This window comes from Streptomyces sp. NPDC127108 (genome assembly GCF_042677545.1).
Taxonomy (GTDB): Bacteria; Actinomycetota; Actinomycetes; order Streptomycetales; family Streptomycetaceae; genus Streptomyces.
Window position 1 is genome coordinate 1 of sequence record NZ_JBHXTE010000009.1, and the last position, 26,013, is coordinate 26,013.

General features: G+C 72.5%; 22 protein-coding genes and 1 pseudogene. 4 read left to right on the forward strand and 19 right to left on the reverse strand.

From position 1 onward, the window contains the following. Positions 1-131 precede the first annotated feature (131 nt). The 5 genes from ACFVHO_RS09410 to ACFVHO_RS09430 form a co-directional block, all read right to left on the reverse strand. Positions 132-1,079, reverse strand: coding sequence for an ABC transporter substrate-binding protein (locus ACFVHO_RS09410; RefSeq protein ID WP_385712116.1), 948 nt, complete (start codon positions 1,077-1,079; stop codon positions 132-134). 20 nt (positions 1,080-1,099) lie between these two features. Beyond that, complete coding sequence (locus tag ACFVHO_RS09415; protein ID WP_385711854.1) at positions 1,100-3,067, reverse strand: ABC transporter permease; 1,968 nt, start codon at positions 3,065-3,067, stop codon at positions 1,100-1,102. Continuing rightward, positions 3,067-4,230 (reverse strand): glycine betaine/L-proline ABC transporter ATP-binding protein, encoded by a 1,164-nt coding sequence (locus ACFVHO_RS09420; protein WP_385711856.1) that lies wholly within the window; start codon positions 4,228-4,230, stop codon positions 3,067-3,069. Before ACFVHO_RS09420 ends, ACFVHO_RS09415 begins: the two co-directional genes overlap by 1 nt. After that, entirely contained in the window at positions 4,227-5,762 is a 1,536-nt protein-coding gene (locus tag ACFVHO_RS09425; RefSeq protein ID WP_385711857.1) for a GMC family oxidoreductase, read from the reverse strand. The genes ACFVHO_RS09420 and ACFVHO_RS09425 overlap by 4 nt, the downstream gene beginning before the upstream one ends. Before the next feature lie 64 nt (positions 5,763-5,826). Then, complete coding sequence (locus ACFVHO_RS09430; protein ID WP_385711859.1) at positions 5,827-7,329, reverse strand: aldehyde dehydrogenase family protein; 1,503 nt, start codon at positions 7,327-7,329, stop codon at positions 5,827-5,829. 194 nt (positions 7,330-7,523) lie between these two features. Between ACFVHO_RS09430 and ACFVHO_RS09435 the strand changes: the two genes are divergently transcribed. After that, positions 7,524-8,327, forward strand: a complete 804-nt coding sequence (locus tag ACFVHO_RS09435) for a hypothetical protein (protein WP_385711861.1) — start codon at positions 7,524-7,526, stop codon at positions 8,325-8,327. A 123-nt stretch (positions 8,328-8,450) separates the two neighbouring features. Here ACFVHO_RS09435 and ACFVHO_RS09440 read toward each other — a convergent pair whose 3' ends face one another. The 3 genes from ACFVHO_RS09440 to ACFVHO_RS09450 all read right to left on the reverse strand — a co-directional run bounded on the left by ACFVHO_RS09440 (position 8,451) and on the right by ACFVHO_RS09450 (position 10,264). Beyond that, positions 8,451-8,999: a hypothetical protein gene (locus ACFVHO_RS09440; RefSeq protein ID WP_385711863.1), complete on the reverse strand. Its 549-nt coding sequence runs from the start codon at positions 8,997-8,999 to the stop codon at positions 8,451-8,453. Between the two features lie 3 nt (positions 9,000-9,002). Further along, positions 9,003-9,254, reverse strand: coding sequence for a helix-turn-helix transcriptional regulator (locus ACFVHO_RS09445; protein WP_385711865.1), 252 nt, complete (start codon positions 9,252-9,254; stop codon positions 9,003-9,005). Positions 9,255-9,334: 80 nt separating this feature from the next. Beyond that, positions 9,335-10,264 carry a LysR family transcriptional regulator gene (locus ACFVHO_RS09450; protein ID WP_385711867.1) on the reverse strand — a complete coding sequence of 310 codons (930 nt, stop codon included), beginning with the start codon at positions 10,262-10,264 and terminating at the stop codon, positions 9,335-9,337. Between the two features lie 92 nt (positions 10,265-10,356). On the opposite strand from ACFVHO_RS09450, the gene ACFVHO_RS09455 reads away from it, so the two are divergent. Continuing rightward, the gene (locus tag ACFVHO_RS09455; protein ID WP_385711869.1) at positions 10,357-11,865 is read left to right on the forward strand and encodes an MFS transporter; all 1,509 of its coding nucleotides are present in this window, start codon (positions 10,357-10,359) and stop codon (positions 11,863-11,865) included. 51 nt (positions 11,866-11,916) lie between these two features. Here the strand turns inward: ACFVHO_RS09455 and ACFVHO_RS09460 are convergent, their stop codons facing one another. From ACFVHO_RS09460 to ACFVHO_RS09480, 5 genes are all read right to left on the reverse strand, one after another. After that, positions 11,917-12,714: a hypothetical protein gene (locus ACFVHO_RS09460; protein WP_385711870.1), complete on the reverse strand. Its 798-nt coding sequence runs from the start codon at positions 12,712-12,714 to the stop codon at positions 11,917-11,919. Between the two features lie 50 nt (positions 12,715-12,764). Next, the gene (locus ACFVHO_RS09465) at positions 12,765-13,145 is read right to left on the reverse strand and encodes a hypothetical protein (RefSeq protein WP_385711872.1); all 381 of its coding nucleotides are present in this window, start codon (positions 13,143-13,145) and stop codon (positions 12,765-12,767) included. A 112-nt stretch (positions 13,146-13,257) separates the two neighbouring features. Beyond that, a complete protein-coding gene (locus ACFVHO_RS09470; protein WP_385711873.1) occupies positions 13,258-15,366 on the reverse strand; it encodes a hypothetical protein in 2,109 nt (702 codons plus the stop codon). Positions 15,367-15,519: 153 nt separating this feature from the next. After that, positions 15,520-16,509: a malate dehydrogenase gene (locus tag ACFVHO_RS09475; protein WP_385711875.1), complete on the reverse strand. Its 990-nt coding sequence runs from the start codon at positions 16,507-16,509 to the stop codon at positions 15,520-15,522. Between the two features lie 603 nt (positions 16,510-17,112). Then, complete coding sequence (locus ACFVHO_RS09480; RefSeq protein WP_385711877.1) at positions 17,113-18,372, reverse strand: DUF2690 domain-containing protein; 1,260 nt, start codon at positions 18,370-18,372, stop codon at positions 17,113-17,115. A 413-nt stretch (positions 18,373-18,785) separates the two neighbouring features. On the opposite strand from ACFVHO_RS09480, the gene ACFVHO_RS09485 reads away from it, so the two are divergent. Further along, a complete protein-coding gene (locus tag ACFVHO_RS09485) occupies positions 18,786-19,373 on the forward strand; it encodes a peptidoglycan-binding protein (protein WP_385711879.1) in 588 nt (195 codons plus the stop codon). A gap of 348 nt (positions 19,374-19,721) precedes the next feature. On the opposite strand, the pseudogene ACFVHO_RS09490 reads toward ACFVHO_RS09485, so the two are convergent. Further along, positions 19,722-20,051: pseudogene (locus tag ACFVHO_RS09490) on the reverse strand (helix-turn-helix domain-containing protein); the annotation flags it as partial. 453 nt (positions 20,052-20,504) lie between these two features. Next, complete coding sequence (locus ACFVHO_RS09495; RefSeq protein WP_385711881.1) at positions 20,505-21,332, reverse strand: helix-turn-helix domain-containing protein; 828 nt, start codon at positions 21,330-21,332, stop codon at positions 20,505-20,507. A gap of 307 nt (positions 21,333-21,639) precedes the next feature. On the opposite strand from ACFVHO_RS09495, the gene ACFVHO_RS09500 reads away from it, so the two are divergent. Beyond that, positions 21,640-22,056: a hypothetical protein gene (locus tag ACFVHO_RS09500; RefSeq protein ID WP_385711883.1), complete on the forward strand. Its 417-nt coding sequence runs from the start codon at positions 21,640-21,642 to the stop codon at positions 22,054-22,056. Between the two features lie 43 nt (positions 22,057-22,099). Here the strand turns inward: ACFVHO_RS09500 and ACFVHO_RS09505 are convergent, their stop codons facing one another. From ACFVHO_RS09505 to ACFVHO_RS09520, 4 genes are all read right to left on the reverse strand, one after another. After that, complete coding sequence (locus ACFVHO_RS09505) at positions 22,100-22,789, reverse strand: response regulator (protein ID WP_385711885.1); 690 nt, start codon at positions 22,787-22,789, stop codon at positions 22,100-22,102. After that, positions 22,786-23,946 carry a sensor histidine kinase gene (locus ACFVHO_RS09510; RefSeq protein WP_385711887.1) on the reverse strand — a complete coding sequence of 387 codons (1,161 nt, stop codon included), beginning with the start codon at positions 23,944-23,946 and terminating at the stop codon, positions 22,786-22,788. Before ACFVHO_RS09510 ends, ACFVHO_RS09505 begins: the two co-directional genes overlap by 4 nt. A gap of 451 nt (positions 23,947-24,397) precedes the next feature. Next, on the reverse strand, positions 24,398-25,000 hold the full coding sequence (locus tag ACFVHO_RS09515) for a DUF3017 domain-containing protein (RefSeq protein ID WP_385711889.1): 603 nt from the start codon (positions 24,998-25,000) through the stop codon (positions 24,398-24,400). Between the two features lie 19 nt (positions 25,001-25,019). Next, positions 25,020-25,880, reverse strand: coding sequence for a bifunctional methylenetetrahydrofolate dehydrogenase/methenyltetrahydrofolate cyclohydrolase (locus tag ACFVHO_RS09520; RefSeq protein ID WP_030360718.1), 861 nt, complete (start codon positions 25,878-25,880; stop codon positions 25,020-25,022). Positions 25,881-26,013 lie beyond the last annotated feature (133 nt).

The window sequence follows — 26,013 nt, forward strand, 5'->3', positions numbered from 1 at the left end:
GGCTAGATGGTTGCCGGGGCGGGCTGGGAATGTGCCGGTAAGTTTCAGCCCCTCCGGCGTTTGAGGAGCGGGGTCTGGGGCGGAGCCCCAGTTTCGGTGAAGGGGCGGGACTGGGGCGCCCTCCGCGAGGGCTACTTCGGGAGCCACCCCCGCCACTTCGACTCGTTCGAGTCGATCCACTTCTTGGCCGCGTCCTCGGGGGACATCTTCTGGTCGGCGATCATGAGGGAGACCTCGTTCTGGTCGGCCTCGGACCACTTGAAGTTCTTCAGGAACTGCGCCGCCTTGCCACCGTTCTTGGCGAAGTCGGCGTTGAAGTACTTCTGGAGCGGCGTGTGCGGATAGGCGCACTTGATCTTGGCGGGGTCGGCGTCGCAGCCCTCCTTGTAGGCGGGCAGCTTCACCTCCGTCATGGGGACCTTCTTGAAGAGCCACTGGGGCTTGTACCAGTAGGTCAGGAAGGGCTTCTGCTGCTTGGCGAACTGCTCGATCTGGGTGATCTGGGCCGCCTCGGAGCCCGCGAAGACGACCTTGTAGTCGAGGTCGAGGTTCTCGACGAGGGCCTTGTCGTTGGTGACGTAGGACGGGGAGCCGTCCATGAGCTGGCCCTTGCCGCCACTCTCCGGCGTCCGGAAGTCCTTCGCGTACTTGTTGAGGTTCTTCCAGTCCGTGACGTCGGGGTGCTTCTTGGCGAAGTACGTGGGGACGTACCAGCCGATGTGCCCGGTGACGCCGATGCCCCCGCCGGGGACGATCGTCTTCTTGTCCTTGATGTAGCGCTGTTCCTGGTCCGGGTGGCCCCAGTCCTCCATGATCGCGTCGACGCGGCCCTGGCTGAGGGCGTCCCAGGCGGGGATCTCGTCGATCTGGACCTTGTCGACGCGGTAGCCGAGCTCCTCCTTGAGCAGGTACTCGGCCACGGCGACGTCGGCCTGCGCGCCCACCCAGGACTGCACGGACAGCGTCACGGTCTTGGCGCCGGCCGCGTTCGCGTACGGCGACGCCTGCTTGCTCATGTCGGCCTTGCCGCAGCCGGAGAGGGCGACGAGGGCGCCGAGTCCCGCGAGGGCGGCGGTCATGCGCGTACGTACTCGCACGGTCAGGCTCCCTTCTTCGCGCGGCGTTCCGTCGGCTGCGTCACGCGGTCCAGCATCAGGCCGAGGCAGACGATGGCGACACCGCCCACCAGACCGGTCGCGAGGTCGCCGCGGGCGAGACCGGCGAGCACGTCGTAGCCGAGGCCGCCACCGCCGACCAGGCCGCCGATGACGACGACGGCGAGGACGAGGACGACGCCCTGGTTGAGGGCGAGCATCAGCGCGGGGCGGGCCAGCGGGAGCTGGACCTGGCGCAGCTGCTGCCAGCTGGTGGCGCCGAGGGACTGCGCGGACTCCATCGCGGCGGGGCTGACCTGGCGCAGGCCCTGCGTGGTGATGCGGATGACGGCGGGCAGCGCGTACACGACGGCCGCGGCGACGGCGGGGGCACGGCCCACGCCGAACAGGGCGACCACCGGGATCAGGTACACGAACTGCGGCATCGTCTGGAAGACGTCGAGGACGGGCCGGAGCAGCGCTTCGAGGCGGCGGCTGCGGGAGGCGGCGATGCCGATCGCGAAGCCCAGGACGACGGTCACCGCGACGCCCGCGAGGACCTGGGAGAGCGTGTCCAGGGAGGCGTTCCAGACGTCGAGGACGCCGATCGCCGCCATCGCGAGGACGGCGGTGAGCGCCGTCTGCCAGGTGCCGATCACCCAGGCGAGGGCCGCCACGATGAGGAGCACCGACCACCAGGGCAGCCCCTGGAGGCCGTCGCGGATCGGGTCGAGGACGTACGTGGTGAAGTGCGCGGCCCAGTCCGCCGTACCGCCGACGACGGGCACGCCCGTGTACAGGTGGTCGACCATCCAGTCCTTGGCGGTGTTCACGGGCTCGGCGATCTGCACGACCCAGCTCGTCGGCCACTCCAGGCGGTCCGCGAACCTGGCCGCGAGGGCGCAGGCCAGGGTCACGGCGGCGGCGATGGACCAGCCGCGCCAGCCGCGCAGCGGCGAGTTGTCGTCGGCGTGCGCGCCGAGGCGTTCGCCCGCCGCGCCGGTGACGCGGTCGAGGACGACGGCGAGCAGCACGATGGGGATGCCGGCGGCGAGGGCCTGGCCGACGTCGACCGTGGAGAGAGCCTGGTAGACGCGGTCACCGAGGCCGCCGGCGCCGATCACGGACGCGATGACGGCCATGGAGAGCGCCATCATGATCGTCTGGTTGAGGCCGAGGAGGAGTTCCTTTCGGGCCAGCGGCAGGCGCGCGGACAGCAGGCGCTGGCGGGCGGTCGCGCCGAGGGAGGCCACCGCCTCCATCACGCCGCCGTCGGCGCCGCGCAGCCCGAGGGCCGTCAGGCGGGCCATCGGAGGGGCCGAGTACACGACCGTCGCGAGGACGGCCGCGGGCACGCCGATGCCGAAGACGAGCACGACGGGCAGCAGGTAGGCGAAGGCCGGGAGCACCTGCATGGTGTCGAGGACCGGGCGCATCATGCGGAAGATCCGGTCGTTGAGACCGGCGGCGAGGCCGAGGAGCATGCCGAGGATCACCGACGCGAGCACGGCGACGACCATGAGCGCGAGCGTCTGCATCGTCGGCACCCACATGCCGAGCAGTCCGCAGACGGCGAACGCGGCGGTGGCCAGGGCGGCGAGCCGCAGGCCCGCCACGCGCCAGGCGATCGCGCCCGCGGCGACGGTGACGCCCGCCCAGCCCGCGGCGAGCAGCACCAGGTAGACGCCGCGCACGGACAGCACGATGGCGTTGGAGATGTGCCCGAAGAAGTAGGTGAACAGCCAGTGGCTGTCGCGGTTGTCGATGATCCAGTCGCTGGCCTTGGTGAGCGGCTCGGACACGTCGACGGTGAGCGCCTCGGGCCAGGCGCCGGAGGCCCACTTGGCGTTGAGGATCGGTACGGCGACGGCCGCGACGACGGCGAGCAGCAGGAGCTTGACGACGGCGCGGCGCCGCAGCAGGGCGCCGATCCCGGTATCTCGTACCGGAGTCGATGCGGTGGCGGTGGCCATCAGGAAGCCACCTCGCCGGTTACCTCTTTACGTATCGACGTGGCCGTCTTCGCGGACGGCCCGCCGCGCCCGGAGGCGCCCGCGGCGTCCTTGGGGGCGATGCCCGCGACGACGCCGAGCAACTGCTCGTGGTCCACGACGCCCAGGCACCGGCCGCCGTCCATCACGCGCGCCGGGAAACCGGAGCGCGCCACGGCCTCGATGGCCTCCGACACCGTCGCGTCCGGCGCGATGGCCGGGCCCTTGGTGTCCTCGTCGGCGTCGGAGTCGACGGGCCGCATCGCGCTGCGGCAGGTCATGACCTGCTCGCGCGGCACGTCCCGGACGAAGTCGCGGACGTATGCGTCGGCGGGCGAGCCGACGATCTCCTCGGGCGTGCCGAGCTGTACGACCCGGCCGTCACGCATCAGCGCGATGCGGTCGCCGAGCTTGAGGGCCTCGCTGAGGTCGTGGGTGATGAAGACCATCGTGCGGCCCTCCTCACGGTGCAGGCGGACGACCTCTTCCTGCATGTCGCGGCGGATCAGCGGGTCGAGGGCGCTGAACGGCTCGTCGAAGAGCAGGACCTCGGGGTCGGCGGCGAGGGCGCGGGCGAGGCCGACGCGCTGCTGCTGGCCGCCGGAGAGCTGGCCGGGCTTGCGCTGCTCCAGGCCTTCGAGGCCGACCTTCTCGATGACCTTCATGGCCTTCTCGCGGCGCTCGGCGCGCGCGACGCCCTGGATCTCCAGGCCGTAGGCGACGTTGTCGAGGACCGTGCGGTGCGGCAGCAGGCCGAAGTGCTGGAAGACCATGGACGCGCGGTGGCGGCGCAGTTCGCGCAGCCGGTTCTTGTCCATGGCGAGGACGTCCTCGCCGTCTATCTCGACCGACCCGGAAGTCGGCTCGATGAGCCGGGTCAGACAGCGCACGAGCGTGGACTTGCCGGAGCCCGACAGGCCCATGACGACGAAGACCTCGCCCTTCTTCACCTCGAAGGACACATCGCGCACGGCGGCGGTGCAGCCGGTGCGCTCGCGCAGCTCCGCGGGGTCGAGGCCGGTCAGCTCGTCGTTGCCCGGGATGGTGTCGGCCTTGGGGCCGAAGACCTTCCAGAGGTTGCGCACGGCGAAGACGGCGTCCGTGGCCGCGTCGGCGGCGGGGGTGACGGTCGCGGTGTCGCTCATCGGCCGTCACCTCCAAGGATCTCGGCACATTTCTCCCCGACCATGAGCACTCCGATCATCGGGTTCACGGCGGGCATCGTCGGGAAGACGGATGCGTCCGCGATACGGATTCCTTCGAGGCCCCGGATCTTCAACTCCGGGTCGACCACCGCGAGTTCATCACCGGAAGCACCCATTCGGCAGGTGCCCGCCGGGTGGTAGACGGTGTGCGCGGCCTTGCGCACGAGCTCGCCGATCTCCGCGTCGTCGGTGACCTCGGGGCCGGGGAACACCTCGCGCTTGAGCCACTTCTTGAACGGCTCGGCCTGCGCGACCTTCCGCGCCAGCTTGATGCCGTCGACGAGCGTCCGCCCGTCGTAGTCGCCCTCGTCCTCGAAGTACTTGAAGTCCAGGGCGGGCTTCACCTCGGGGTCCGCGGAGGTCAGGTAAAGACGGCCGCGGGCACGGGACTTGGGGATGTTCGGCGTCATGGAGACGCCGTGCTCGGGGCGTTCGTAGCCGAGCCGCTCCGGGTTGTCCGTGAACGGGATCTGGTAGAAGTGGAACATCAGGTCCGGGCCCTTGTGGGCCGGGTCCCGCTTCACGAAAAGACCGGCGTCCGAGTCCATCGCGGAGTTGCCGGGGATCGGCCCGTTGGTCTCCCAGACGATGACCGACTCCGGGTGGTCGATGAGGTTCTCGCCGACGCCCGGCAGGTCGTGCACGACCGGGATGCCGAGGGCCTCCAGGTCCTTCTTCGGCCCGATGCCCGACAGCATGAGCAGGCGGGGCGTGTCGACGGCCCCGGCGCAGACGAGGACCTCGCGGCGGGCGGTGAGCAGCTTCTCGGCGCCGTCCTTGGCGCGGATGTGGACGCCGCGCGCGGTCTTGCCGTCGAGCTCCAGCTTGGTGGCCCAGGTCTCCAGGAAGAGGTGGAGGTTCGGGCGGTCACCGGCCTCCATGTGGGGGTGGAGGTAGGCGACGGACGCGGAGGAGCGCTTGTTGTTCTCCGGGTGGTACGCCAGGTCGAAGAAGCCGACGCCCTCGTCGAAGGGCTTGTCGTTGAAGCCGACGACCTCCGGCACACCGAGCGCGGTCTTCGTCGCCTCGACCCAGTCGGTGGCGATCTGGTTCTGGTCCTTCTTGGCGACGCGTACGACGTTGTTGCGCAGCTTGCCGTAGTAGGGGTCCATCGCGGCGGCGTTCCAGCCGGTGGCCCCGGCCTCCTCCCACTCGTCCCAGTCGGACGGCAGCGGCTTGAAGGAGATCAGGGTGTTGTGCGAGGAGCAGCCGCCGAGGACCTTGGCGCGGCTGTGCAGGATGTGCGAGTTGCCGCGCGGCTGCTCGGTGGTGGTGTAGCCGTAGTCGAGTTCGCCGCCGAGGAGGCCGAGCCAGCGGCGCAGCGTCAGGACGTCGTCCCGGTCGATGTCGCTGGGGCCGCCCTCGATGACGGCGACGGTGACGTCCGGGTTCTCGGTGAGGCGCGAGGCGATCACGGACCCGGCGGTGCCGCCGCCGACGATGACGTAGTCGTACTCGTTCGTTTCAGCCATGGGGGAACTGCTCCTCTTCCTGCGAGGTCGTACAAGGTGCTTACGCGTAAGGAGGGGCGGGCGGCTAGCCCGCGAACCACCGGACCGGCTTCGGCGCGAGGTTCTCGTAGACGTGCTTGGCCTCGCGGTACTCGGCGAGTCCGGCCGGGCCCAGCTCGCGGCCGACGCCGCTCTTGCCGAATCCGCCCCACTCGGCCTGCGGCAGGTAGGGGTGGAAGTCGTTGATCCAGATGGTGCCGTGGCGCATCCGGCGGGCCATCCGGCGGGCGCGCCCGGAGTCGGTGGTCCACACGGCGCCCGCGAGGCCGTACTCGGTGTCGTTGGCGAGGGCGACGGCCTCGTCCTCGGTGCGGAAGGTCTCGACGGTCAGGACCGGGCCGAAGACCTCCTCGCGGACGACCTTCATCTCGCGGTGGCACTGGTCGAGCACCGTCGGCTCGTAGAAGTAGCCGGTCGCGGGCCGGGCGTCGGTGGGCTCGGGGCGCTTGCCGCCGGAGCGCAGGACGGCGCCCTCCGCGAGCGCCGAGGCGACGTACCCCTCGGTCTTCTCGCGCTGCTCCTTGGAGACCAGCGGACCGCACTCGACGCCGTCCTCGGTGCCGCGGCCGAGCTTGATCTTCTCGGCGCGGCGGGCCAGCTCGGCGACGAAGCGCTCGCGCACCGACTCCTCGATGATGAGGCGGCCACCGGCGGAGCAGACCTGCCCGCTGTGGATGAAGGCGGCGTTCAGGGCCTGGTCGACGGCCGTGTCGAAGCCCTCGTCGGTCGCGCAGGCGTCCGCGAAGACGACGTTGGGGTTCTTGCCGCCGAGCTCCAGGGCGACCTTCTTCACGCCGAGCGCCGCGGCCTGGGCGACCTTGGTGCCGGAGACGAGGCCGCCGGTGAAGGAGACCAGGTCGACGTCGGGGTGGTCGGCGAGGCGGGCGCCGACGGTGTGGCCGGGCCCCGTGACGATGTTGGCGACGCCCGCGGGCAGGCCCGCCTCGGCGAGCAGCTCGATCAGGGCGACCGTGGTGAGCGGCGTGATCTCGCTCGGCTTGATGACGAACGTGTTGCCGGCCGCGAGGGCGGGGGCGATCTTCCAGCTGGCCTGGAGCAGCGGATAGTTCCAGGGCGTGATCATCGAGCAGACGCCGATGGGCTCGTGCACGACGACGCTGTGGATGTCGTCGGACCCGGCGTCGACGACACGGCCCGCGCCCTCGCCGATCACCAGGTCGGCGAAGTAGCGGAAGGCGTCGGCGACGCAGTCGACGTCGACGCGGCCCTCTTCGAGGGTCTTGCCCGCGTCCCGGCTCTCCAGGAGGCCGATCTTCTCGCGGTCGCGCACGAGCAGGTCGGCGACGCGGCGAAGCAGCGCGGCCCGCTCGGCGACCGGCGTACCCGGCCAGGAGCCCTCGTCGAAGGCCGCGCGGGCGGCGGCGATGGCCGCGTCGGCGTCCTCGGCACCGCCCTCGGCGATGGTCGCGAACGGCTTGGCATCCGCGGGGTCGATGATCTCGCGGGTCGCGCCGGAGGCGGCGCCACGCCACTCTCCCGCCACGTGGATGGTCTGTTGTGCGGACACGTCCCTCTTGCCTTCCGTTCCTGGCAGTTTCTGCCGTTTGCCCCACCTGATCACTCGTGGTAGCCGGGAGCACCTGCCCGGACCCCGGAAAAGCATGCGCATTCGATGGCCGAAAGTGCGCTGTGTCACTGCGCGTGCGGGTACGCGGGGCGAAACGTACGCTCGAAGCACTTTCTGTCACCGGAGGTGACGCTATGAGCAAAATGCCTCGTACGCGACTGCGGACGGCAGGTGCGGCCTGCACCGCCGCGGTCCTGGCCCTCCTCGTCTCCGCGTGCTCCGACGACGACGGCGGCAGTGGCGACAAGGGCGACAGCACGGCGGACCTGAGCGCGCAGGAGATCTCCGACAAGGCGAAGCAGGAGCTGCTCGACGCCAAGTCCGTCCACCTCACCCTGACGGACAAGGGCCGCGACGTCGACAAGGACGACCCGGCCACGATGGACCTCCGGCTCGACCGCGACGGCAACTGCACGGGCACCCTCAGCTTCGGCGCGAACGGCGGCACGGCGGATCTTGTGAAGCAGGGCGACAAGGTCTGGATGAAGCCCGACGAGGCGTTCTGGAAGAGCCAGGTGCCCCGTGGGCAGGGCGCGGCGGCGGCCGAGCTGTTCAAGGACCGCTACATCCACGGCACGACGAAGGACCCCATGCTGAAGAGCCTGTCGGAGGTCTGCGACCTCAAGGATCTCCAGGAGAACGTGAGCGACGACGCGGGGTCCGACGACGACGCGAAGGACTTGAAGAAGGGCGCGGTCACGACGGTCGACGGCACCCGCGTCATCCCGCTGACCGGCAAGAACGACGACGGCAAGGACACCACGCTGTACGTCGCGGCCGAGGGCAAGCCGTATCTGGTCCGCGCCACGGAGAAGGGCGACGGAACCGACCAGACGACGACCCTCACGGACTACGACAAGCCGGTGCCGACGAAGACGCCGTCGGCGAAGGACTCGGTGGACGTGTCGAAGCTGGAGGAGGAACTGCAGGAGGTGTGAGGCGTGGGCCCGCGCGGGGGCGGGCCCGCGCGGGGCGAACTCACCCTGGGCGGACCCGCGCGGGGCGGGACGGCCGGGCCGGAGCGGGCCCGGTCCGGTCCGGCCCAGTCCGGTCCGGTCCGTTTACGCGAACTCGTCCGCGTCGGGCTCGTCCAGGTCGGGGTCGTCAAGACCCGGCTCGTCCCGCGCCGAGAGCCCGGCCACCCACAGCGGAAGCAGCCAGTGCAGCGCGAGGGCACAGACCGCCACCTGGAACACCAGCGCCTTCGCGCCCATGCCCGCGAACCCGGCGACCCCCGTCACCAGGACGGTCGCGAGCAGCACCCAGGCCATGATCTGGTGCGCCGTGGCCCGCACCCGGTCCCGCTCGGCACGCTGCCGCTCGTCGAGCACCCGGGGTCGCAGCTCGAGGAGCCCGCGGGTGGCGCTGTTGAGGATGCCGGTGGCCACGCACCACGGCAGCAGCAGACCGAGCATCGCCCACCCCGTCCAGCCGATGCCACCGACGACCGTGCCGAGCCAGGCCGCGACGAACGCCACCGTCAGGGCGACATGGGCGCCGACGACGGCGCGGCGGCGCGCGGCCGTGCTGTGCAGCGCCGCGCCCTCGTTCCGGTTCATCAGGTCGTACATCGACTGGTCGTACGCGCTCAACTTCTCCTTCTGCGCCATGACTTAACTGTCCTTCCCGTGCCCGTACACCTGATCCGTGAGCGGCTGGAACGGCTCCAGCGAGAACAGCGCCTCGACGGGCAGCCCGAAGTACCCGGCCACCTTCAGCGCCAGGTCGAGGCTCGGGTTGTACTGCCCGCGCTCGATGTAGCCGATGGTCTGGTAGTGCACGCCCACGGCTTCGGCGAGGCGCTGCCGGGACACCTTCCGCTCGGCACGCACCATCGCCAGCCTGTTGTGGACTTGCTCGCTCATGTATAAGAAGTACTACATTCCACAGCGGTTCAGCAACAGCCACCTCACGTCGGCGCTCACGTCGGCGTTCTCGTCGGCGCCTACCCCGGCGCCGAGACCAGCTCCCGGACGCACTCGCGCAGCCACGCGTGCGCCGGGTCCGCGTCGTGCCGGGGGTGCCACGCCATGCCGATCCTCAGCGGCGGCAGCTCCAGCGGGACGGGGAAGGTCACGAGGCCGAGGGGGTCCATCAGGGGGCGGGCCCAGGACATGCTCAGGCCGACCAGGTCGGTGCGCAGCAGGATGTAGAGGGCCGAGGGGTACGTGCCCACGTTGCCCACGACGCGGCGGCGCAGTCCGGCATCGGCCAGGGCGGTGTCCACCGGACCGGCCATCCGGCCCTTCCGCGAGACCGTCAGATGATCGGCGGCGGCGAACCGCCGTGCCGTCAACTCGCCCTCCAGCAAAGGGTGTCCGGGCCGCACCACGCCGACCATCGCGTCCTCGAAGAGGGGCTCGACCCGCACCTCGGGCGCGACCGTGTCGATCACGCCGACCTCCAGATCGGCGATGCCCTCGCGCAGCAGCGGCACGTCCAGATGGCTCTCGGACAGGAAGCGCAGCCGGACCCCCGGCGCCTGGTCGGCCGCGCGGGCGAACAGGGCGGGCGCGTACGCGGCGGCGAGCGCGTCGTTGCCGACGAGGGTGAGCGTGCGCGACACGGCCCGCAGGTCCTGGGCGCCGGGCCCGGCGAACACCGCCCGCGCCCGCTCCACCACCGCGCCCACCTCCGCCTGCACCGAGAGGGCGTACGGCGTCGGCACCATCTGGCGGCCCGCCCGCACCAGGACCTGATCGCCGAGCGCCTTGCGGATCCGGCCCAGCGTGCGGCTCATCGCGGGCTCCGACAGATGCAGCCGGCGGGCGGCGCCGCCCACGCTGCGCTCGTCGAGCAGCACGTCGAGGGCGAGCAGCAGGTTCAGGTCCAGCCCCGCGGTGTCGGCCGGCCGTTCCACTTGCGTCACACGCAATCATCCCTTGCAAAACTTGCACTGGAAAGCAGGTACCGGGCGAGCCTACGGTGGCCGTACATCCCACGCCACCACGCTCCCGAGGAGGAGCCATGCCCTCGCCTGCCCAAGTGCCGGTCCCGGCACCGCCGTCCGCACCAGGCCCGTCGGCGCCCGACCCGTCCGCGCCCGGCCCGTCCGCACCAGGCCCGTCGGCGGCGCCCGCTCCCCCGGCCGTCCTGAAGCGGTCGACCCTGCTCGTCCTGTGCGCCTGCGTGATGGTCGCGCAGAGCATGGTCGCCGCCATCAACCTCCTGATCCCGCAGCTCGGCTCGTCCGGACTGCACCCGTCGGCGAGCGAGATCCTGTGGACCGTCGACGCGTACGTCATCGTCTTCGCGGGCCTGCTCATCCCGGCGGGCGCGCTGGGTGACCGGTACGGCCGCAAGGGCGCCCTGCTCACCGGGCTCGGCCTGTTCGCCGCGGGCGCCACGGTCAGCGCGCTCGCCGTCTCCCCCGCCATGCTCATCGCCGGACGCGGCGTCTCCGGCGCGGGCGCGGCCCTCATCATGCCCGCGACCATGTCCATCCTGATGCGCGTGGCACCGCCCGAGCAACGGCCCCGCGCCCTGGCCTCCTGGACCCTCGCGATGGGCCTCGGCGGCTTCGCCGGGAACGCGGGCGGCGGCCTCATCGGCGAATACCTGTCCTGGCGCGCGCTGTTCTGGGTGATGGTGCCGCTCGGCGCGCTCCTCGCCCTCGCCGTGGCCCGCACCACCCCCCGCACCGACCACTCCGACGGCACCGCCGCCGCGCCGTCCCTCGACCCCGTCGGCACGCTCATCCTCACCGCGGGCCTCGTCGCCGTCCTGTTCGGCGTCATCGAAAGCCCCCTGTACGGCTGGGGCGCGCCCCGCATCCTGTGCGCCTTCGCAGCCGGGGCGCTCCTGCTCGCCGCGTTCACGGCGCACGCGCTGCGCTCCCGCGCCCCGCTGTTCGACCCGCGCGTCTTCCGCTCCGCCCGCCTCAGCGCGGCGACCCTCGGCTCGGCCGTCGCCTTCTTCGGCCTGTTCGCCCTCTTCTACGTCAACTCCCAGTACCTGCAGTACGTGAAGGGGTACGGAGCCGCGCGCGCCGGTTTCGCCATCGTGCCGCTGACCATCGGCATGGCCCTGGTGCCCCGCCTCGCGGCCCGCTGGTCCGCCTCGCCCCGCCCGGTGGTCGGCACCGGCCTCCTGCTGATCGGCGCGGGCCTGCTCGGCGTCTCCACGGCGGACGCGGGCACGCCCTACGCGGCCTACGCCTGCTGGCTGCTCGTCATCTCGGCGGGCACCGGCCTGTGCATGCCCGCCCTCACCATGGGCGTCGTCTCCTCCCTGCCCCCGCACCAGGCGGGCCTCGGCTCCGGCCTCGGCACCTCCGCCCGCGAGATCGGCGCGGCCCTCGGCGTGGCCGTCTCCGGCACGGTCCTCGCCGCCCACACCGGCACCGACCACACGGGCGGCGCCGCGGACTTCACGTCCGGCATGGCGGCGGCCCTGCGCGTGGTCGGAACAGTGGTGATCGTGGGGGCGGCCTTGGTGGCGGCGGGACTTGGGCCGCGGCGGGCTTCCGAGCGGTGACGCGCGACGGCCCGCGCCCGGCCCCGAGCCCGGGGCGGGGCGGGGCGCGGCTCAGCCCGTGCCGGGGTCCGTGCCGGGGTCCGTGCAGCGGGCGAGCGGCGGGCAGAACCACGTCAACGCCGTGGTCAGCAGCTCCCGTTCGTCCTGCCTGCCGTCCGCTTCGGCGCCGTAGGCCGTGAGGGCGTACAGCTTGCCGTCGGTCGCCTCGAAGCGGTGGTCGACGACGTGCCAGGTGCCGATGTCGGGCTCGTCGGAGATCCGGTCGGTGAGGTAGCTCAGGCGGGCGGCGGGGCCCGGGCCTCCGGTGGGGTGGGTCAGGGAGAGCTGCTTGAAACCGGCGGACTTCGGGACCACCGTGTCGTCGAGGAAGGTACGCAGCGACGCGTCCGGCGTCGGCTCGCTCACCTCGTACAGCTGGAGCCGCCGGGTGTCGTCGGGACTGCGGTAGTTGAGGATGACGACGCCGTTCAGGCCGGTGTTCCGGGAGCGGATCCAGCCGCGCGGGACGGCGAGGCGGTAGCCGTCCTGCGGGTCGACGACCTTCTCGTAGGCGGGCGGCGGGCCGCCCGTCGGGGGCGGTGGCGCGGTGTCCCCCTCGGCGGCGTCGGTGCCCGAGTCCGTGCCGGGGCCCTGCGCCGACTGCCGGTCCATCAGGTACACCGTCGGCTCCGGCTCGTCCTTCCAGCCGAGCGCCCAGGTCCCGAAGGCGAGCCCGCACGCCGCGAGGACCGCGACGACGCCGCGCCGGGCGTTGCGCTGCCGTGCCACGTCCCGCTCGTGGAGCGCCGCGATCTCCCGCTCCCGCTCCCGGCCGACCCACTCCTGCCGGTCCCTGTCGTAGATCCGCACCGCCGCCGCTCCTTCCCCACTCGTCCCCGCTCGTCCCCGCCCGTCCGCGTTCAGCCCAGGACCTGGGCGAGTGCCTGGAGGACGGCCGTCACGGCGGCGGCCGTCGCGGTGGCGGGCGCGTAGTCGGCGAGCCGGTCGCGCAGCCGGTTCAGGGGCCCGCTCCCGCTGCTGCCGTTCCTGGCGATCTCGCCCTCGACCTCGTCAAGGGCGGCCACGACCTCCTCGTCCTCGGGCGCGTGCCCGTCGTCGCCCAACTCGCGGCGCAGCGCGCGGACCGTGGTCAGGAGGCGGCCGTGGGCCTGGTCGGCGACCACCGTCGTGTGGTTGGTGGATTCGGCCTTGCCGTTGGCGCCGAAGGCCTGGGAGCCGCCGTTGATCGCGTGGATGGTGACGTGCGCTCCGCCGCCGCTCGGGGACTGGTCGTCGCTCATGGGGGGTCCTTCCGTGGGTCGTGCGGGGATGTGGTCTCGGGGTCGTGCGGGCATGTGGTCGTCGGGTCGTGCGGGGATGTGGTCGTAGGGTTCCCGGCGCCGGTGGAGGCGCTCACACGGAGGTCTTCTCCGTGTGCGTGGCCTGGCCGTGCGTGCCGGTGGCGAGGGCGCCGCCGGACATCTCCTTGATGTAGACCCCGCTGTTGTTGATCTGCGTGATGTGCTGCTCCAGGCGGTCCGTGCGGTAGCCGCCGAGGAACAGCGCGTCGCGCACGCCCTCGCCGATGCGGTCCTGGAGGGTGCGGGTGTAGCGGGCGACGTCCATCTCCTGGAACAGCGAGAGGCTGTCGGTGGCGGCGAGTTGGCGCAGGGACACCGCCGGGGCGTCGGGGGCGCGGCCGGTGTCGGGCGGCAGGATCCGGGAGGCGGTGGTGCGGAGGAGCCGGGTGAGGCGGAGCGGGAACGGGACGGCCTCCCGCGCCCGCGCCCTCTTCCCGTACGACTCCTGCACCTCGTACACCTCGTGCGCCTCGCTCGCCGCGTACGCTCCGTGCGTCCCTGCCGCCTCGGCCGCCCCTGCTGCCCCTGCTGCCCCTGCTGCCCCTTCCGGCCCCTCCGTCTCGTCGGTCGCGGGCATCGTCAGCCACAGCCGCATCGCCGTGCCGAGCGAAGGGAGCCAGCGCAGGGCCGTGATGCCGAGGGCGACGGACAGGGCGGGCGCGGCCACGCAGGCGCGCAGGGCGTCGCGCACGGGGCCGTCCGGTTCGCTCGCCACCAGCGCGTCGACGCGGCGGAACTCGGGCGCGACGGGCCCGAGTACGTGCGGCACGACCTCGAGGACGAGCATGCCGCCCTGGGTGTGCACGCGGACCAGGAGCGAGACGACGACCTGTTCGTTCCAGGCGCCGACGCGGATGCGCAGGAAGTGCCGCCGGGCCTCGCCGCCCTCGCCCGCCGCCTCGGCGATGTGCCGCTCGGCCTGGTCGTCGTCGTACACGACCGCCGTCTTCGCACCGTCGCCCGTGTACAGCTCCTCGTCCCGCCCCGGCCCCGCGGGCAGATACACGAACTCCTCGATCTCCAGCTGCCGCAGCCGGTCCCTGCTGGTGGCGGCGGCCGACTTGCGCAGCGCCCGCAGCCGGGGCCCGATCATCGCGATGACGTCCTGCGCGGTGAGCGGGCCGGGGGCACCCTGCCTGGGCACGGCGCCGTTCGGCCCGGCATCGGCGGCGGCCGCCCTGGTGTCGTCGGGCTTGAGTTCCAGGACGACCGACCAGGGCTTGCGGGGCGTACCGGCGCCGACGAAGGGGCGGTTGACGTCGTAGAGGGTGAGGGAGGCGTCCTGCTCGCGGCGGACGCAGCGCTCGATGCGGCGGTACCAGGCGGGCAGGCGCGGCTGCGGCGTCTCGGCGAAGGTCTGCCGGGCGAGCCGTCCGCGCAGCATCCGGGTGCGCAGGAACTGGTGGCGCCAGACCACGGCCGCGATGAGCAGCGGGAAGATCACGGGGTACGGCGATTCGGTGATCTGGGCGCACGCGGCGATGCCGTACGCCACCCCGCACGACCAGGCCGTGAACGTGAGCAGCCACCCGAAGCGGCGGCGCAGCCAGACCAGCGGCGCGGGCAGCGGCACCGGCTGCAGCGGCTCCCCCACGCCGGTGTCCCGGCCCGCGACGACGCGCGCGCACCACAGCAGCAGGACGACGACGGCGTACGCCATGGCCCAGCCGCCCGGCACCATGTCGCCGAGGGCCGCGCCGCCCGGCTCCGACTCGGCGGCGCCCGCCGCGTCCGTGCCGAACGGCAGCCAGGCGATGTCGCCCGCGTCGAGCCCCGAGTCGCCGCCCGAGCGGTCCGCCGCCGCGTCCCAGAGCATCACGGCGTCCGTGGCCAGGAACGCGGCCCAGACCCCGAGCAGCAGCAGCGCGGTGCGCAGTTCGTCGCGCCGGGCCCGCAGGGCGTGCGTGAGGACCGGCAGCACATCGGCGCCGAGCGGCGGTGCGACGGGGCGCTCGGCGTGCCCGACCAGTTCCTCGACGACGCGCCTGCGGAACGCGGCGTTGACGTGGGCGCCCGCGCAGAGCAGCCGGGTGGCCTCGGTGTGCGCGTAGGAGCGGCGGGGCCTGCGGCGGGAGTGGCGCGGCGGGCGGTGCCCGGGATCCTGCCGGGGCCCCGGCTCGGGCGTCTGCTCGGGCCCCTGGCGGGGCGGCTCGGCTCGCATGCCGCGAAAGTTAATGGAGCAGGTGGCGGACGTCCGGCGAATGGACAGATGTCCCCCGAAAGAAGACACGATGGCCGAAAAGCCCCCGGTGGCCGCGGATGCGCGGCTGCCGGGGGCTTTCGGTCAGGCGTGGTGCCGGATGACGCCGAGGGGTCAGATGAGGCCGAGGGCGCGGACCGCCTCGCGCTCCTCCTCGAGCTCCTTGACGGAGGCGTCGATGCGGGCGCGGGAGAAGTCGTTGATGTCCAGGCCCTGGACGATCTCGTACTTGCCGTCCTTGGTGGTGACGGGGAAGGAGGAGATGAGCCCCTCCGGAACGCCGTACGAACCGTCCGACGGGATGCCCATGGACGTCCAGTCACCGGCGGCCGTGCCGTTGACCCACGTGTGCACGTGGTCGATGGCGGCGTTGGCGGCCGAGGCGGCCGAGGACGCGCCGCGGGCCTCGATGATCGCCGCGCCGCGCTTGGCGACGGTCGGGATGAAGGTGTCGGCGAGCCAGGCCTCGTCGTTGACGACCTCGGCGGCGTTCTTGCCCGCGATCTCCGCGTGGAAGACGTCCGGGTACTGGGTCGCCGAGTGGTTGCCCCAGATGGTGAGGCGCTTGATGTCGGAGACCGGGGCGCCGGTCTTCTTCGACAGCTGCGACAGGGCGCGGTTGTGGTCCAGGCGCGTCATCGCGGTGAAGCGCTCCGCCGGTACGTCCGGGGCGGCGGCCTGGGCGATGAGGGCGTTGGTGTTGGCCGGGTTGCCGACGACGAGGACCTTGATGTCGTCCGCGGCGTGGTCGTTGATGGCCTTGCCCTGCGGCTTGAAGATGCCGCCGTTGGCCTCCAGGAGGTCGCCGCGCTCCATGCCCTTGGTGCGCGGGCGGGCGCCGACGAGGAGGGCGACGTTCGCACCGGCGAAGGCGACGTTCGGGTCGTCGCTGATCTCGATGCCGTTCAGCAGCGGGAAGGCGCAGTCGTCGAGCTCCATCGCGGTGCCCTCGGCGGCCTTCAGGGCGGGCGTGATCTCCAGGAGGCGCAGGTTGACCGGCACGTCCGGGCCGAGCAGGTGGCCGGAGGCGATGCGGAACAGCAGCGCGTAGCCGATCTGGCCGGCAGCGCCGGTGACGGTGACATTCACGGGAGTGCGGGTCATGGCGATCTCCGTAAGACAGCTGGCGGTGGGGGTCCCTGCCCCTTGTGCTGGATCCCCTGCCGACGCCCTCGTCGATCGCCTCTCGATGATCGATCTCTTGGCATCAAGAGAGATCCGGCGTCAGGTTATCGCGCCCTTGCCGTCCTGGTACGCCGGGTGGGTGTGGCCCGGCCCACAGGGCCCCGTGGGGGCGGCCGCCACCTCGGGAGAGGAGACGTGGCGGCCGCCTTGGGGGTGTGACCACTCCCGTGGGGGTACCGTGCGTCTGCCCTCCGGGGGGCGGGGCATTCCTGGTTCCCGCCGTCTTCTTTCACCCCCACCGCTCCGCGGCGGTCACTCCCCACCCTCCCCCAAGCTCTTAAAGAGCAGGGGGACCCCCATCCCGTTTCCACTGGACCGTTAGCTCCAGGTCGCCTGTGCCACTGACGCTTGTCCGGCGTCCGCAGGTCGTTCGACGCCACCAGCCAGCCGCATTCCGGCTGCCCCCAACCCTGTGGGCAGCTGGGCCGCCAGGGGCGGCACGGGTGGGCACAGCCACGGCCGACGGCGCCATGACGCCAGGGAAGGGCACCACAGAGCACGGCCGACCACGGGCCCCGAGGGCTACTTCGTGCAGGTCGTCCCGCCTGCCTTGAGCGTGGCGCAGGCCTTCGCCGCGGCCGCGTTCTTCACGGCCACCATGGGCGTGTACGCGTCGAAGTCCCCGTTCACGGTCCCGCTCTGGCGGGCGGCCGAGCCGGAGCCGGTGATCGTGACCTTGTCCCCGGGCACCGCCTGGGTGATCCGCGCCCACGCGGCCCCGCACGTCTTGCTGTACCGCACCTCGACGAGGGTCTTCGTCCCGACGGTCACCCGCGAAGTGGTCCGGGCGAACTCGCCCCCGCACCCCATGTTCTCGGGATCCTTGCCGGTGCAGTCGGCACCGCTGCACTCGACCCCGGCGGGCAGGTCCGCCGTGGAGGTCGTCGGCGCCGTGGACGGCCCCGCCTTCCCGTCGCCGTCGTCGTCACCCTTGCCGATGTCCGTGAGGAACACCGCCGCCGCGATGACGACGAGCGCCCCCACGATCCCCGCGAGGAACATCGTCAGCTTCCGCTTGCGCCGCTGCCCGTCGGGCGACTTCCCGTCGGCGCCGGGACCGGCCACGGACCCCGGCCCGCCGCCCCCGTACCCGGGGGCGACCGAGGACGTGGCGGCCACGGACCCGGGCGGCGCCGACGCCTCGTACGAACGCGACGAGGGCGTGGCCGGTGCCTGCGCCGAAGCCGAGGCGGCGCCCGAGCCGGAACCGGCGCGCGCACCGGCCGACCCGGTCGAGGGCGCGGCCGGAGCCTGCGCCCCGTACCGCACGCCCTCCGGCTCCCGCGCCACGGGCGGCACCGTCGGCGACACCCCGGCGGGCCCCGCCACACCGGTCACGGCCCCGACGCCACCGCGCGCCTTGCCGGGGCCGCCGCTCTCCTTCGGCGCCCGGGGCGACTTCGTGGACTTGGCGTCCTTGGAGCTGACCGGCGGATTCGTCGCCATCTCGCCGAGCGCGGCCCGCGCCTGCGAGATGCGAATGGCCTGCATCGTCATGTCGTGCCGCATCTCGGAGCGGCTCCAGGCGCGCTCCGCGAGCTCCCACATGGTGATGAGGTGCACCGGCGGCGTGCCGGTGACTTCGGCGAGCGCGACGATCGCGCCCTTGGGGGCGAGCAGCCGCCCGTTCAGATAGCGCTCCCACGACGTCTTGCTGTAGCCGGTCCGGTCGGACACCGCTGCGATGCTGAGACCGCTGCGGTCGACCAGCCTGCGCAGCTGGTTCGCGAACTCCCTGACCTGCGGGTCGAGCTCATCCGGTAGCGCCTTCCAACGAGGCATTGCTCCCCCTATTCCCCCCGTACGTGCCTGTACTGCCCCCGCGCGTCATGCCGCTGCCCCGGACCTCCGGCGTACCGCACGCGGTTCGCTCGCCCCGGTCCTCAACTACCCAGAGGGATGCGCGGAGCCAGGATGTCAGTTCCCTGAATGGGAGCGCACGGGAGCATATGGGACAGAGTGTGCCCCGTCGCACGCCCCCGGTCCACGGCCCAGTGTCCCACCGACGTCCCGCTCCACGATGCGGAACCCCAGCTCCCGGACCGGGACGTCCCGGAACCGTCCCGAATGCGTCGGTTGACCCTTTTCCGGGGCGCTCCGGTGCCGAAGCATCGAACACGGCACCGCTGCGCCACAGCAGCCGGACGCCGTGATCGAACCACCTGAACCACCAGTTCCGCCAGGGGGGAACCACCATGCACCACCGCACCACCGACCTCACCACCACCGGCGACAGCGCCCGCGTCCGCACCCGGCGCCCGCACCGGCTCGTCGCCGCCGCCGTCGCCGTGGCCGCGAGCGCGGGGCTCGCGCTCGCCGCCACCGCCCCGCTCGCCCAGGCCGCCGGGCCGCGCGTCGTCGACGGCGGCGGCGACGCGTACAACGACTGGGGCGACGAGGGCACACTCTCCCGCCACAGCCACGCGCACTCCAACGCCACCTGGCTGTGGCAGAGCGTCCTGTACGCGGACGGCGCCAAGTGGCGCGACGGCAACGGCGTGCGGCACGCCTTCACCAAGTCGGACATCGACGGCCACTACGGCTGGAAGACGGCGTCCGCGACCAAGTGGTGGCAGGCCCGCGAGGACCTGGAGGACGTCGACGGCATCGCCGGCAAGGAGACCTTCGGCGCGGCGGACAACTTCCTCAGCGGCCCGCACGCGAACGGCAGGGTCGACTACACCGGTTACGCGCGCCAGATCGCCTTCAAGCGGATCTCCGGCACGTACTACGTGAAGATCTACGGGCAGTGGAAGCAGGCCGCGTACGACCGCCTCGGCTGACACGGCGGTCCGCCCCGGGGGCCGTCACTCGGTGGCGGCCCCCGGGGCCACACGCGTGCCCAGCGGCTCGGAGACGCTCGCCCCGGGCTTCAGCGGCGGCCCCGGGTCCGCGCCGCCGCGCGCGCCGGTCACCTGCGTGACGATCCACAGCAGGCTCACGAGCAGCAGCGCGATCACCGCGAGCGCGGAGCAGGCGACGAGGCGCCAGGAGGGGGCGGGGCGCCGGGCGGTCGGGGACGGCGGCGGGGCACCGTACGAGGCAGCCGGGGTGGCCAGGGCGGAAGGGGCGTCCGGGGCGCACGAAGCGGCCGGGGTGCCCGGGGCGCACGAAGCGGCCGGGGCGGGCGGAGCGTCGGCCGGGGGCGGCTCGGGCGCCTCCGCTCCGGACGCCTCCCCCGCCCGCGGCCACACCTTCACCGCCAGCTCCCAACCCGCCGCCGGTCGCGCGCCGTCGACGCCCGCGACCCGGCACAGCGCGAGCACGGCCTCCCGGGGCGGGGGCTGCTGGGCGTTGAGGTAGCGCTGCCAGGAGGACTTGCTGTAGGCGGTTCTGGAGCCGAGCGCGACGAGGCTGAGCCCCGTCTGGTCCTTCAGGCGTCGCAACTGCTCGACGAGATGGCGTACTTCCGGCGGCAGTTCGTCCGGAAGCGGCTGCCAGGCGCCCGCACGCGTCCCCATGGTTGCCCCCCAGCGCGACCCGGTTTGACCGACTGACGGCGGCGGCGCCCGGTTCGGTTCCGTCCATGCCACCCCGGCTGTCCGTTTCGCCCGGTCCGACCAGGGCCGTCTCGCATCCGTAGCGGGCCCGGAACAGCGTTGCGGAATGGTCACTTCCGTGCCACAGGGGTAAGGCTTCCCTTGCTGCCGGGATGGCGCGTCCATGACGCTTAAGACGCACAGCGAGCCCAGCGCTCGCACCGCGGAACGGCGGCGCCCGTCCTCCCACGGGGGAGAGGACGGGCGCCGTCTCACGTTCACCACCTGCGCGTTCACGCGCACTCGACCGGAGCGGAGCCCCTCGCCGCCACCGCCCGCACGGGCCGGACGCACCTCGGCGGCCGTCGCCCGAAGGCCCCGAGTGCCGTCAACGGATGGCCGGATACCGCCCGGTACCGCCCACCCGGACTCCCGTCACTTCCGCAACTCGCCCCACGTCTCCGGCCTGACGATCCCGTCGTCCACCAGACCCCGCGCCCACTGGAAGCGCCGCACCGCCGCCTTCGTGCGGTCGCCGTACACGCCGTCCGTCGCACCCGCGCCGTAGCCGTGCCGCCCCAGCAGACACTGGACCTCGACCACCTCCCAGCCGCTGTCGCCCCGGTCGAGGATCGAGTCCCGGGTCCGACTGTGCCCGGCGTACCGCACCCCGCCCTCGCGGCCGTCCTCGCACCCGTACGCGCGGCCCTTCTCGTACACGTGCGCGCCCCGCACCTCGCCGTCCGCGCCCTCCCAGGCCCGGTCCGCGAGCAGGCCGCCCGTGAAGGCGGCGGCCACGGCGAGCGCCAGCGCGGCGAGGGCGGTGCGCAGGCGGACGGTGCGGGGTGCGCGTGCGGGCGTGGGTGGGGGTGCGGGCGCCTCGGATGGTGGGGGCGCCTCAGGTGGTGCGGGCGCGGGTGGTGCGGGCGGGGGCTCGGGTGGCGGGTGCGGCGCGGTGGCCGTCGCCCCGGCCGGGCGTCCCGGACCGGCACCCGCCGAGACCCGTGCCTCCTGCGCCACCTCGTGCAGCACGAGGAGTCGCGTCGGTTCCGTGCCGCACACCCGGGACAGTTGCTCGACGGCGGCGCGCGGCACCGGCTTCTTGCCGTTGAGATAGCGCTCCCAGGAGGAGCGGCTGTACGAGGTCCTGGTGGCCAGTGATGTCAGGCTGAGTCCGCTGCGGTCCTTCATCCGCCGTAACTGGACCGCCAGTCGGCGTTCCTGCTCCCCCAGCGACGCGGGCAGCTCTTTCCAACGCGGCATGTTCACTCCATACGCGTGACAAGGTCCCCCGAGGCGAATCGCCCCCTGCGCCCGGTTAGATGGCGGATGCACCAATTCCGGTTCCCCGGCGTCCGTCCCAGGCGTCCGAAAAGGCAACTCCTGGCGCGGGGGACGTCCCACAGCGGTGTCATAGAACGGCGCGTCCCCGCAGGTCGACGCGGGGGACGGCCCAACTCGTCCCACTGCCCTGGATGTTGACCGATTCGGCTCGGCAGAGTCGGTACCGCACGACGGCCGGCGCGGGCAGCTCGCACCGGCCGCCGGACCACCACCACGGGGAGTTCAGATGACCGACAGCACCACACCCACACCCACGCCCACCCACACGGAGCGCGAGCAGGACACCGGCTGGCGGGCCCCGTCCCGCCCCGGCGGCTTCACCAGGAAGGCCGCCGTCGGCATCGCGGCCACCGCCGTCCTGGGCGGCGGCCTCGCCCTGGCCCCCTCGGCGTCGGCCGCGCCCACCGCCTCGTCCTCGACGGCCCGCACCACGGACGTCTCGCCGCAGGGCACCGCCCCCGCCTGCGTCCAGCGGAGGGTCAGCGGCCGGTCCGCGACCGTGACCAACTACTGCGGCCGCACCATGCGCGTGAAGGTCGTCATCAAGTACGGCCCCGACTCGCGCTGCTTCACCCTGCCGCCCCGGAACGGGGTGCGCTTCACCTGGCTCATCGGCAGGTACGACAAGACCGTGACCTGCTGAGCCCCTCTGAAACCTGCCGAGACCCGCTGACCGGAGCGCCGGGTCAGATGCTTGAGCCGCCCGGGGTCACCAGGCCCGTCTCGTAGGCGATCACCACCGCCTGGGCCCTGGTGTCCAGGTCGAGTTTGTTCATGGTGCGGTTCAGATGCGTCTTGACCGTCGCCTCGCTGATGTAGAGGCGGTCGGCTATCTCCGCGTTGGACAGGCCCCGCGCTATCAGCTTCAGGACCTCCAGCTCGCGGCCGGTGAGCGCGGCGAGGTCCGGCGGCGGCTCGCCGGCGGGCGCCGCCCCGGAACGTACCGCGAAGGCCTCCACGAGACGGCGGGTGACGCTCGGCGCGAACAGGGCGTCCCCGCTGCCGACGGCGGCCACCGCGGCGAGCAGCCGCTCGGGCCCGGAGTCCTTGAGCAGGAACCCGGCGGCGCCCGCGCGCAGCGCCCCGTACACGTACTCGTCGAGGTCGAAGGTGGTGAGGACCAGGACGCGGGGCGGCGGCTCGGCGGCCTCGGCGAGGATGCGCTCGGTGGCCGTGATGCCGTTCATGCCGGGCATGCGGATGTCCATGAGGACCACGTCGGGGCGGGTGGCCGCCGCGAGCTCCACGGCCTCGGCGCCGTCGCCCGCCTCGCCGACGACCTCGATGCCGGGGGCGGCCCGGAGCACGCCGACGAGCCCGGCGCGGATGAGGAACTGGTCGTCCACGACGAGCACCTTGATTTGTGCTTGGTTCATTCGCTGGTGTCGTCTCCCGGCGGTGCGGCCCGTGCCGACGTCGGCAGGGTCAGTCTCACGGCGAACCCTCCCACGCTGCGCGGGCCGATGCTGATCGTTCCGCCGTAGAGCTTGGCCCGTTCGCGCATACCGATCAACCCATGTCCACCAGGGCTCCTCACTCTGTCCGGAATCACCCCCTCCCCATTGTCGGTGACGGACACCTCGATGTGGTCGCGGTGGTAGTGCAGTTCCACGGTCGCGCTGGCCTGCCGCGCGTGCTTCAGGACGTTGGTCAGGGCCTCCTGCACCACGCGGTACGCGCACAGCTCGACGCCGGGCGCGATCGGCCGCGGCGTCCCCGTGACCCGGAACTCGACGGGCACCCCGCCCGCCCTGACCCGGTCCGTCATGTCCTCGATGCGGGCGAGGCCCGGCATCGGCGCGTCCGGGACCTCGCCGTCGTCGTCCTGGGCGCGCAGCACCCGCAGCATGCGCCGCATCTCCTCCAGGGCCTCGGTGCTGGTGCCGGAGATGGTGCCGAGCGCGGTGCGCGCGGTCTTGGCGTCGGAGTCGAAGACGAACTTGGCGAGCCCCGCCTGCACGGAGATCACCGACATGTGGTGGGCGACGACGTCGTGCAGCTCCCGCGCGATCCGCCCGCGCTCCTCCACGACCGCGTGTCTGGCCCGCTCCTGCTGCTCGGCGCGGGTCTTGCGGGCGAGTTCGGCGGAGCGCCGCGCCAGGTATCCCATCCGCCACACCAGGGCGTTGATGCCGAGGGCCTGCGCCGCCACCGACGGCACGGAGGCGTGGTCGTGGCTCACCAGGCTGCCGAGCACCCAGATCGCGGAGAGCAGCGCCGCGCACACGCCGGTCGTGGGGGTCCGGCGTTGCAGGGCGACCGTGTAGAGGCACAGCATCGGCCCGAACGACGTCACGACGGGCCAGTAGCCCGCGAGGACGTACACGGTCCAGACCGCGTACGTCACGAGGCAGACGAGGAGCGGGGCCTTCGAGCGGAACGCGGTCGGCGCGATCACGAGCAGCGCGAGGGAGTAGCCCCGCAGGTCCAGGTCGTCCCACCCGACCGCCGCCGCCTCGGGGCCGATCAACGCCAGCAGAGCCACTTGCCCGAGGGCGAGCAGCACGTCGACGGTGAACGGACGGAGGCGCATCGCCGCAGCGTAGCCCGCATACCCATCGGTATACGTCCATCGTTCGCCGTACCGCAGGAGTTGTAGACGGTCCGCGCCTACGACCGAGGTCGTACGGCAACGTCAACCCGGCACGGGACGACGGGCACTCCCATCGCCGCGTAAGTTTTTCCTCAGCACCACCACCCGCGCCGCCTTGAAACGGCGCGCCGGGGGAAGGGGGCGCGGGCCTGCAAACGGGGGTTTGCACGGGGGACCGGGCCTGCGCCCCGAACGCACAACTACAGACCACTGAGGCATGCGGCTTCGTGCAGGGGCGCACGGAGGAACGGGCCCGCAGCCGACCGCACCACCCCCTGCCCCCACGGCCAACGGCCCGTACTCTCCTGGCGAGTACGGGCCGTTGGTGTGTGCCGACGGCCGCCGCCCGTGGGCACCGCCCGTAGGCAGTGCCCGTGGGCCTGTCCGCCGGCTAACTGCTGATCGTGAAGTGCAGCGTGTCGTCGAGGAACGGGATCTCCAGCCACGGATTCGGCTGCGCCATCATCGCGAGCAGCACGATCGCCAGTCCGAGACTGCCGTACGTCACCATGTCCGTGAACCGCGAGCGCACCGCCAGCATGCCGACGCCCGGCAGCCACCAGCGCATCACGGCCCCCGCGAGCAGCGCGATCCCGATCAGTATCGTGCCGACGCGGAACACGTCGAAGGCGGTCAGGAGCAGCCCGAGCCCGACCAGCGACACCACGCTGAGCAGCGGCCACTGCCGCGCGGGCGCGGGCGCGTCCCCCGACGCGGCCCGTCCGCCGCCCTCGGGCCGCGCGGTGTCCCGCGTGAACAGGGGGAACCGCCGCGACACCTTGCGGGGCTCGCCGTCGGGCCCGGGAGCGCTGACGGCACCCTTGGCGGTGGGCTGGCCGGAGGCGTCGGGGCCGCCGGACGCGGCCGGCTCACCGGACTCCGCCGACGTTTCGCCGCCCACCGTCCCGTCGGGCTCGTCGGACGCACCCGGCTCCGCGGCCGCGGCCGCGCCCTCGGACGAATCCATGGAGCCGTCCTTCGCCTCTACGTTCATGGGGTCGCCCTTCCCCCGCTCAGTCCTCGGCGGCGGCACGTTCCGCGGCCTCGACGACGTTGACGAGGAGCTGGGCACGGGTCATCGGGCCGACACCGCCCGGGTTGGGCGAGATCCATCCGGCGACCTCGGCGACGGCCGGCTCGACATCGCCGACGATCTTGCCGTTGCCGTCCCGCGAGACCCCGACGTCGAGCACGGCGGCGCCGGGCTTCACGTCCTCGGCCTTGATGAGGTGCGGCACACCGGCCGCCGCCACGATGATGTCGGCGCGCCTGAGGTGCGCGGAGAGGTCACGGGTGCCGGTGTGGCACTGCGTCACCGTCGCGTTCTCCGACTTCCGCGTGAGCAGCAGCGGCATCGGACGGCCGATGGTGACGCCGCGGCCGACGACCACGACCTCCGCGCCCTTGATCTCCACGTTGTGCTGCCGCAGCAGCCTGATGATCCCGTACGGGGTGCAGGGCAGCGGCGCGGGCTCGTTCAGGACGAGGCGGCCCAGGTTGGTGGGGTGCAGTCCGTCGGCGTCCTTGGCCGGGTCCATCAGCTCCAGGATGCGGTTCTCGTCGATGCCCTTGGGCAGCGGCAGTTGCACGATGTAGCCGGTGCACGCCGGGTCGTCGTTCAGCTCGCGCACGACGGCCTCGATCTCCTCCTGGGAGGCGGTCGCGGGCAGTTCGCGCTGGATGGAGGCGATGCCGACCTGCGCGCAGTCGCGGTGCTTGCCCGCCACGTACTTCTGGCTGCCGGGGTCGTCACCGACCAGGACAGTACCGAGGCCGGGCGTCACGCCCTTTTCCTTCAGGGCCGCCACGCGGGCGGTCAGTTCGGACTTGATCGCTGCTGCGGTGGCCTTGCCATCGAGAATCTGGGCGGTCATGACCCCATCCTCGCGGATGAGCCCGCCCGCATACCAATCCGGGGGCCACCGCCGCCGCCCCCTGTCCCCTCACGATTGCACTCGCACAACGTTCGGTGAGCTGGCTGGACAAACACGACGGGGCTGAAGAAGC

Excerpts from the sequence above, each read along its gene's own strand:
- ACFVHO_RS09505 (WP_385711885.1), bottom strand. The coding sequence starts at position 22,789 with ATGAACCAAGCACAAATCAAGGTGCTCGTCGTGGACGACCAGTTCCTC.
- ACFVHO_RS09515 (WP_385711889.1), bottom strand. The coding sequence starts at position 25,000 with ATGAACGTAGAGGCGAAGGACGGCTCCATGGATTCGTCCGAGGGCGCG.
- ACFVHO_RS09470 (WP_385711873.1), bottom strand. The coding sequence starts at position 15,366 with ATGCGAGCCGAGCCGCCCCGCCAGGGGCCCGAGCAGACGCCCGAGCCG.
- ACFVHO_RS09455 (WP_385711869.1), top strand. The coding sequence starts at position 10,357 with ATGCCCTCGCCTGCCCAAGTGCCGGTCCCGGCACCGCCGTCCGCACCA.
- ACFVHO_RS09480 (WP_385711877.1), bottom strand. The coding sequence starts at position 18,372 with ATGCCTCGTTGGAAGGCGCTACCGGATGAGCTCGACCCGCAGGTCAGG.
- ACFVHO_RS09420 (WP_385711856.1), bottom strand. The coding sequence starts at position 4,230 with ATGAGCGACACCGCGACCGTCACCCCCGCCGCCGACGCGGCCACGGAC.
- ACFVHO_RS09440 (WP_385711863.1), bottom strand. The coding sequence starts at position 8,999 with ATGGCGCAGAAGGAGAAGTTGAGCGCGTACGACCAGTCGATGTACGAC.
- ACFVHO_RS09495 (WP_385711881.1), bottom strand. The coding sequence starts at position 21,332 with ATGCCGCGTTGGAAAGAGCTGCCCGCGTCGCTGGGGGAGCAGGAACGC.
- ACFVHO_RS09485 (WP_385711879.1), top strand. The coding sequence starts at position 18,786 with ATGCACCACCGCACCACCGACCTCACCACCACCGGCGACAGCGCCCGC.
- ACFVHO_RS09500 (WP_385711883.1), top strand. The coding sequence starts at position 21,640 with ATGACCGACAGCACCACACCCACACCCACGCCCACCCACACGGAGCGC.
- ACFVHO_RS09520 (WP_030360718.1), bottom strand. The coding sequence starts at position 25,880 with ATGACCGCCCAGATTCTCGATGGCAAGGCCACCGCAGCAGCGATCAAG.
- ACFVHO_RS09415 (WP_385711854.1), bottom strand. The coding sequence starts at position 3,067 with ATGGCCACCGCCACCGCATCGACTCCGGTACGAGATACCGGGATCGGC.
- ACFVHO_RS09475 (WP_385711875.1), bottom strand. The coding sequence starts at position 16,509 with ATGACCCGCACTCCCGTGAATGTCACCGTCACCGGCGCTGCCGGCCAG.
- ACFVHO_RS09425 (WP_385711857.1), bottom strand. The coding sequence starts at position 5,762 with ATGGCTGAAACGAACGAGTACGACTACGTCATCGTCGGCGGCGGCACC.
- ACFVHO_RS09410 (WP_385712116.1), bottom strand. The coding sequence starts at position 1,079 with ATGACCGCCGCCCTCGCGGGACTCGGCGCCCTCGTCGCCCTCTCCGGC.
- ACFVHO_RS09435 (WP_385711861.1), top strand. The coding sequence starts at position 7,524 with ATGAGCAAAATGCCTCGTACGCGACTGCGGACGGCAGGTGCGGCCTGC.
- ACFVHO_RS09445 (WP_385711865.1), bottom strand. The coding sequence starts at position 9,254 with ATGAGCGAGCAAGTCCACAACAGGCTGGCGATGGTGCGTGCCGAGCGG.
- ACFVHO_RS09510 (WP_385711887.1), bottom strand. The coding sequence starts at position 23,946 with ATGCGCCTCCGTCCGTTCACCGTCGACGTGCTGCTCGCCCTCGGGCAA.
- ACFVHO_RS09465 (WP_385711872.1), bottom strand. The coding sequence starts at position 13,145 with ATGAGCGACGACCAGTCCCCGAGCGGCGGCGGAGCGCACGTCACCATC.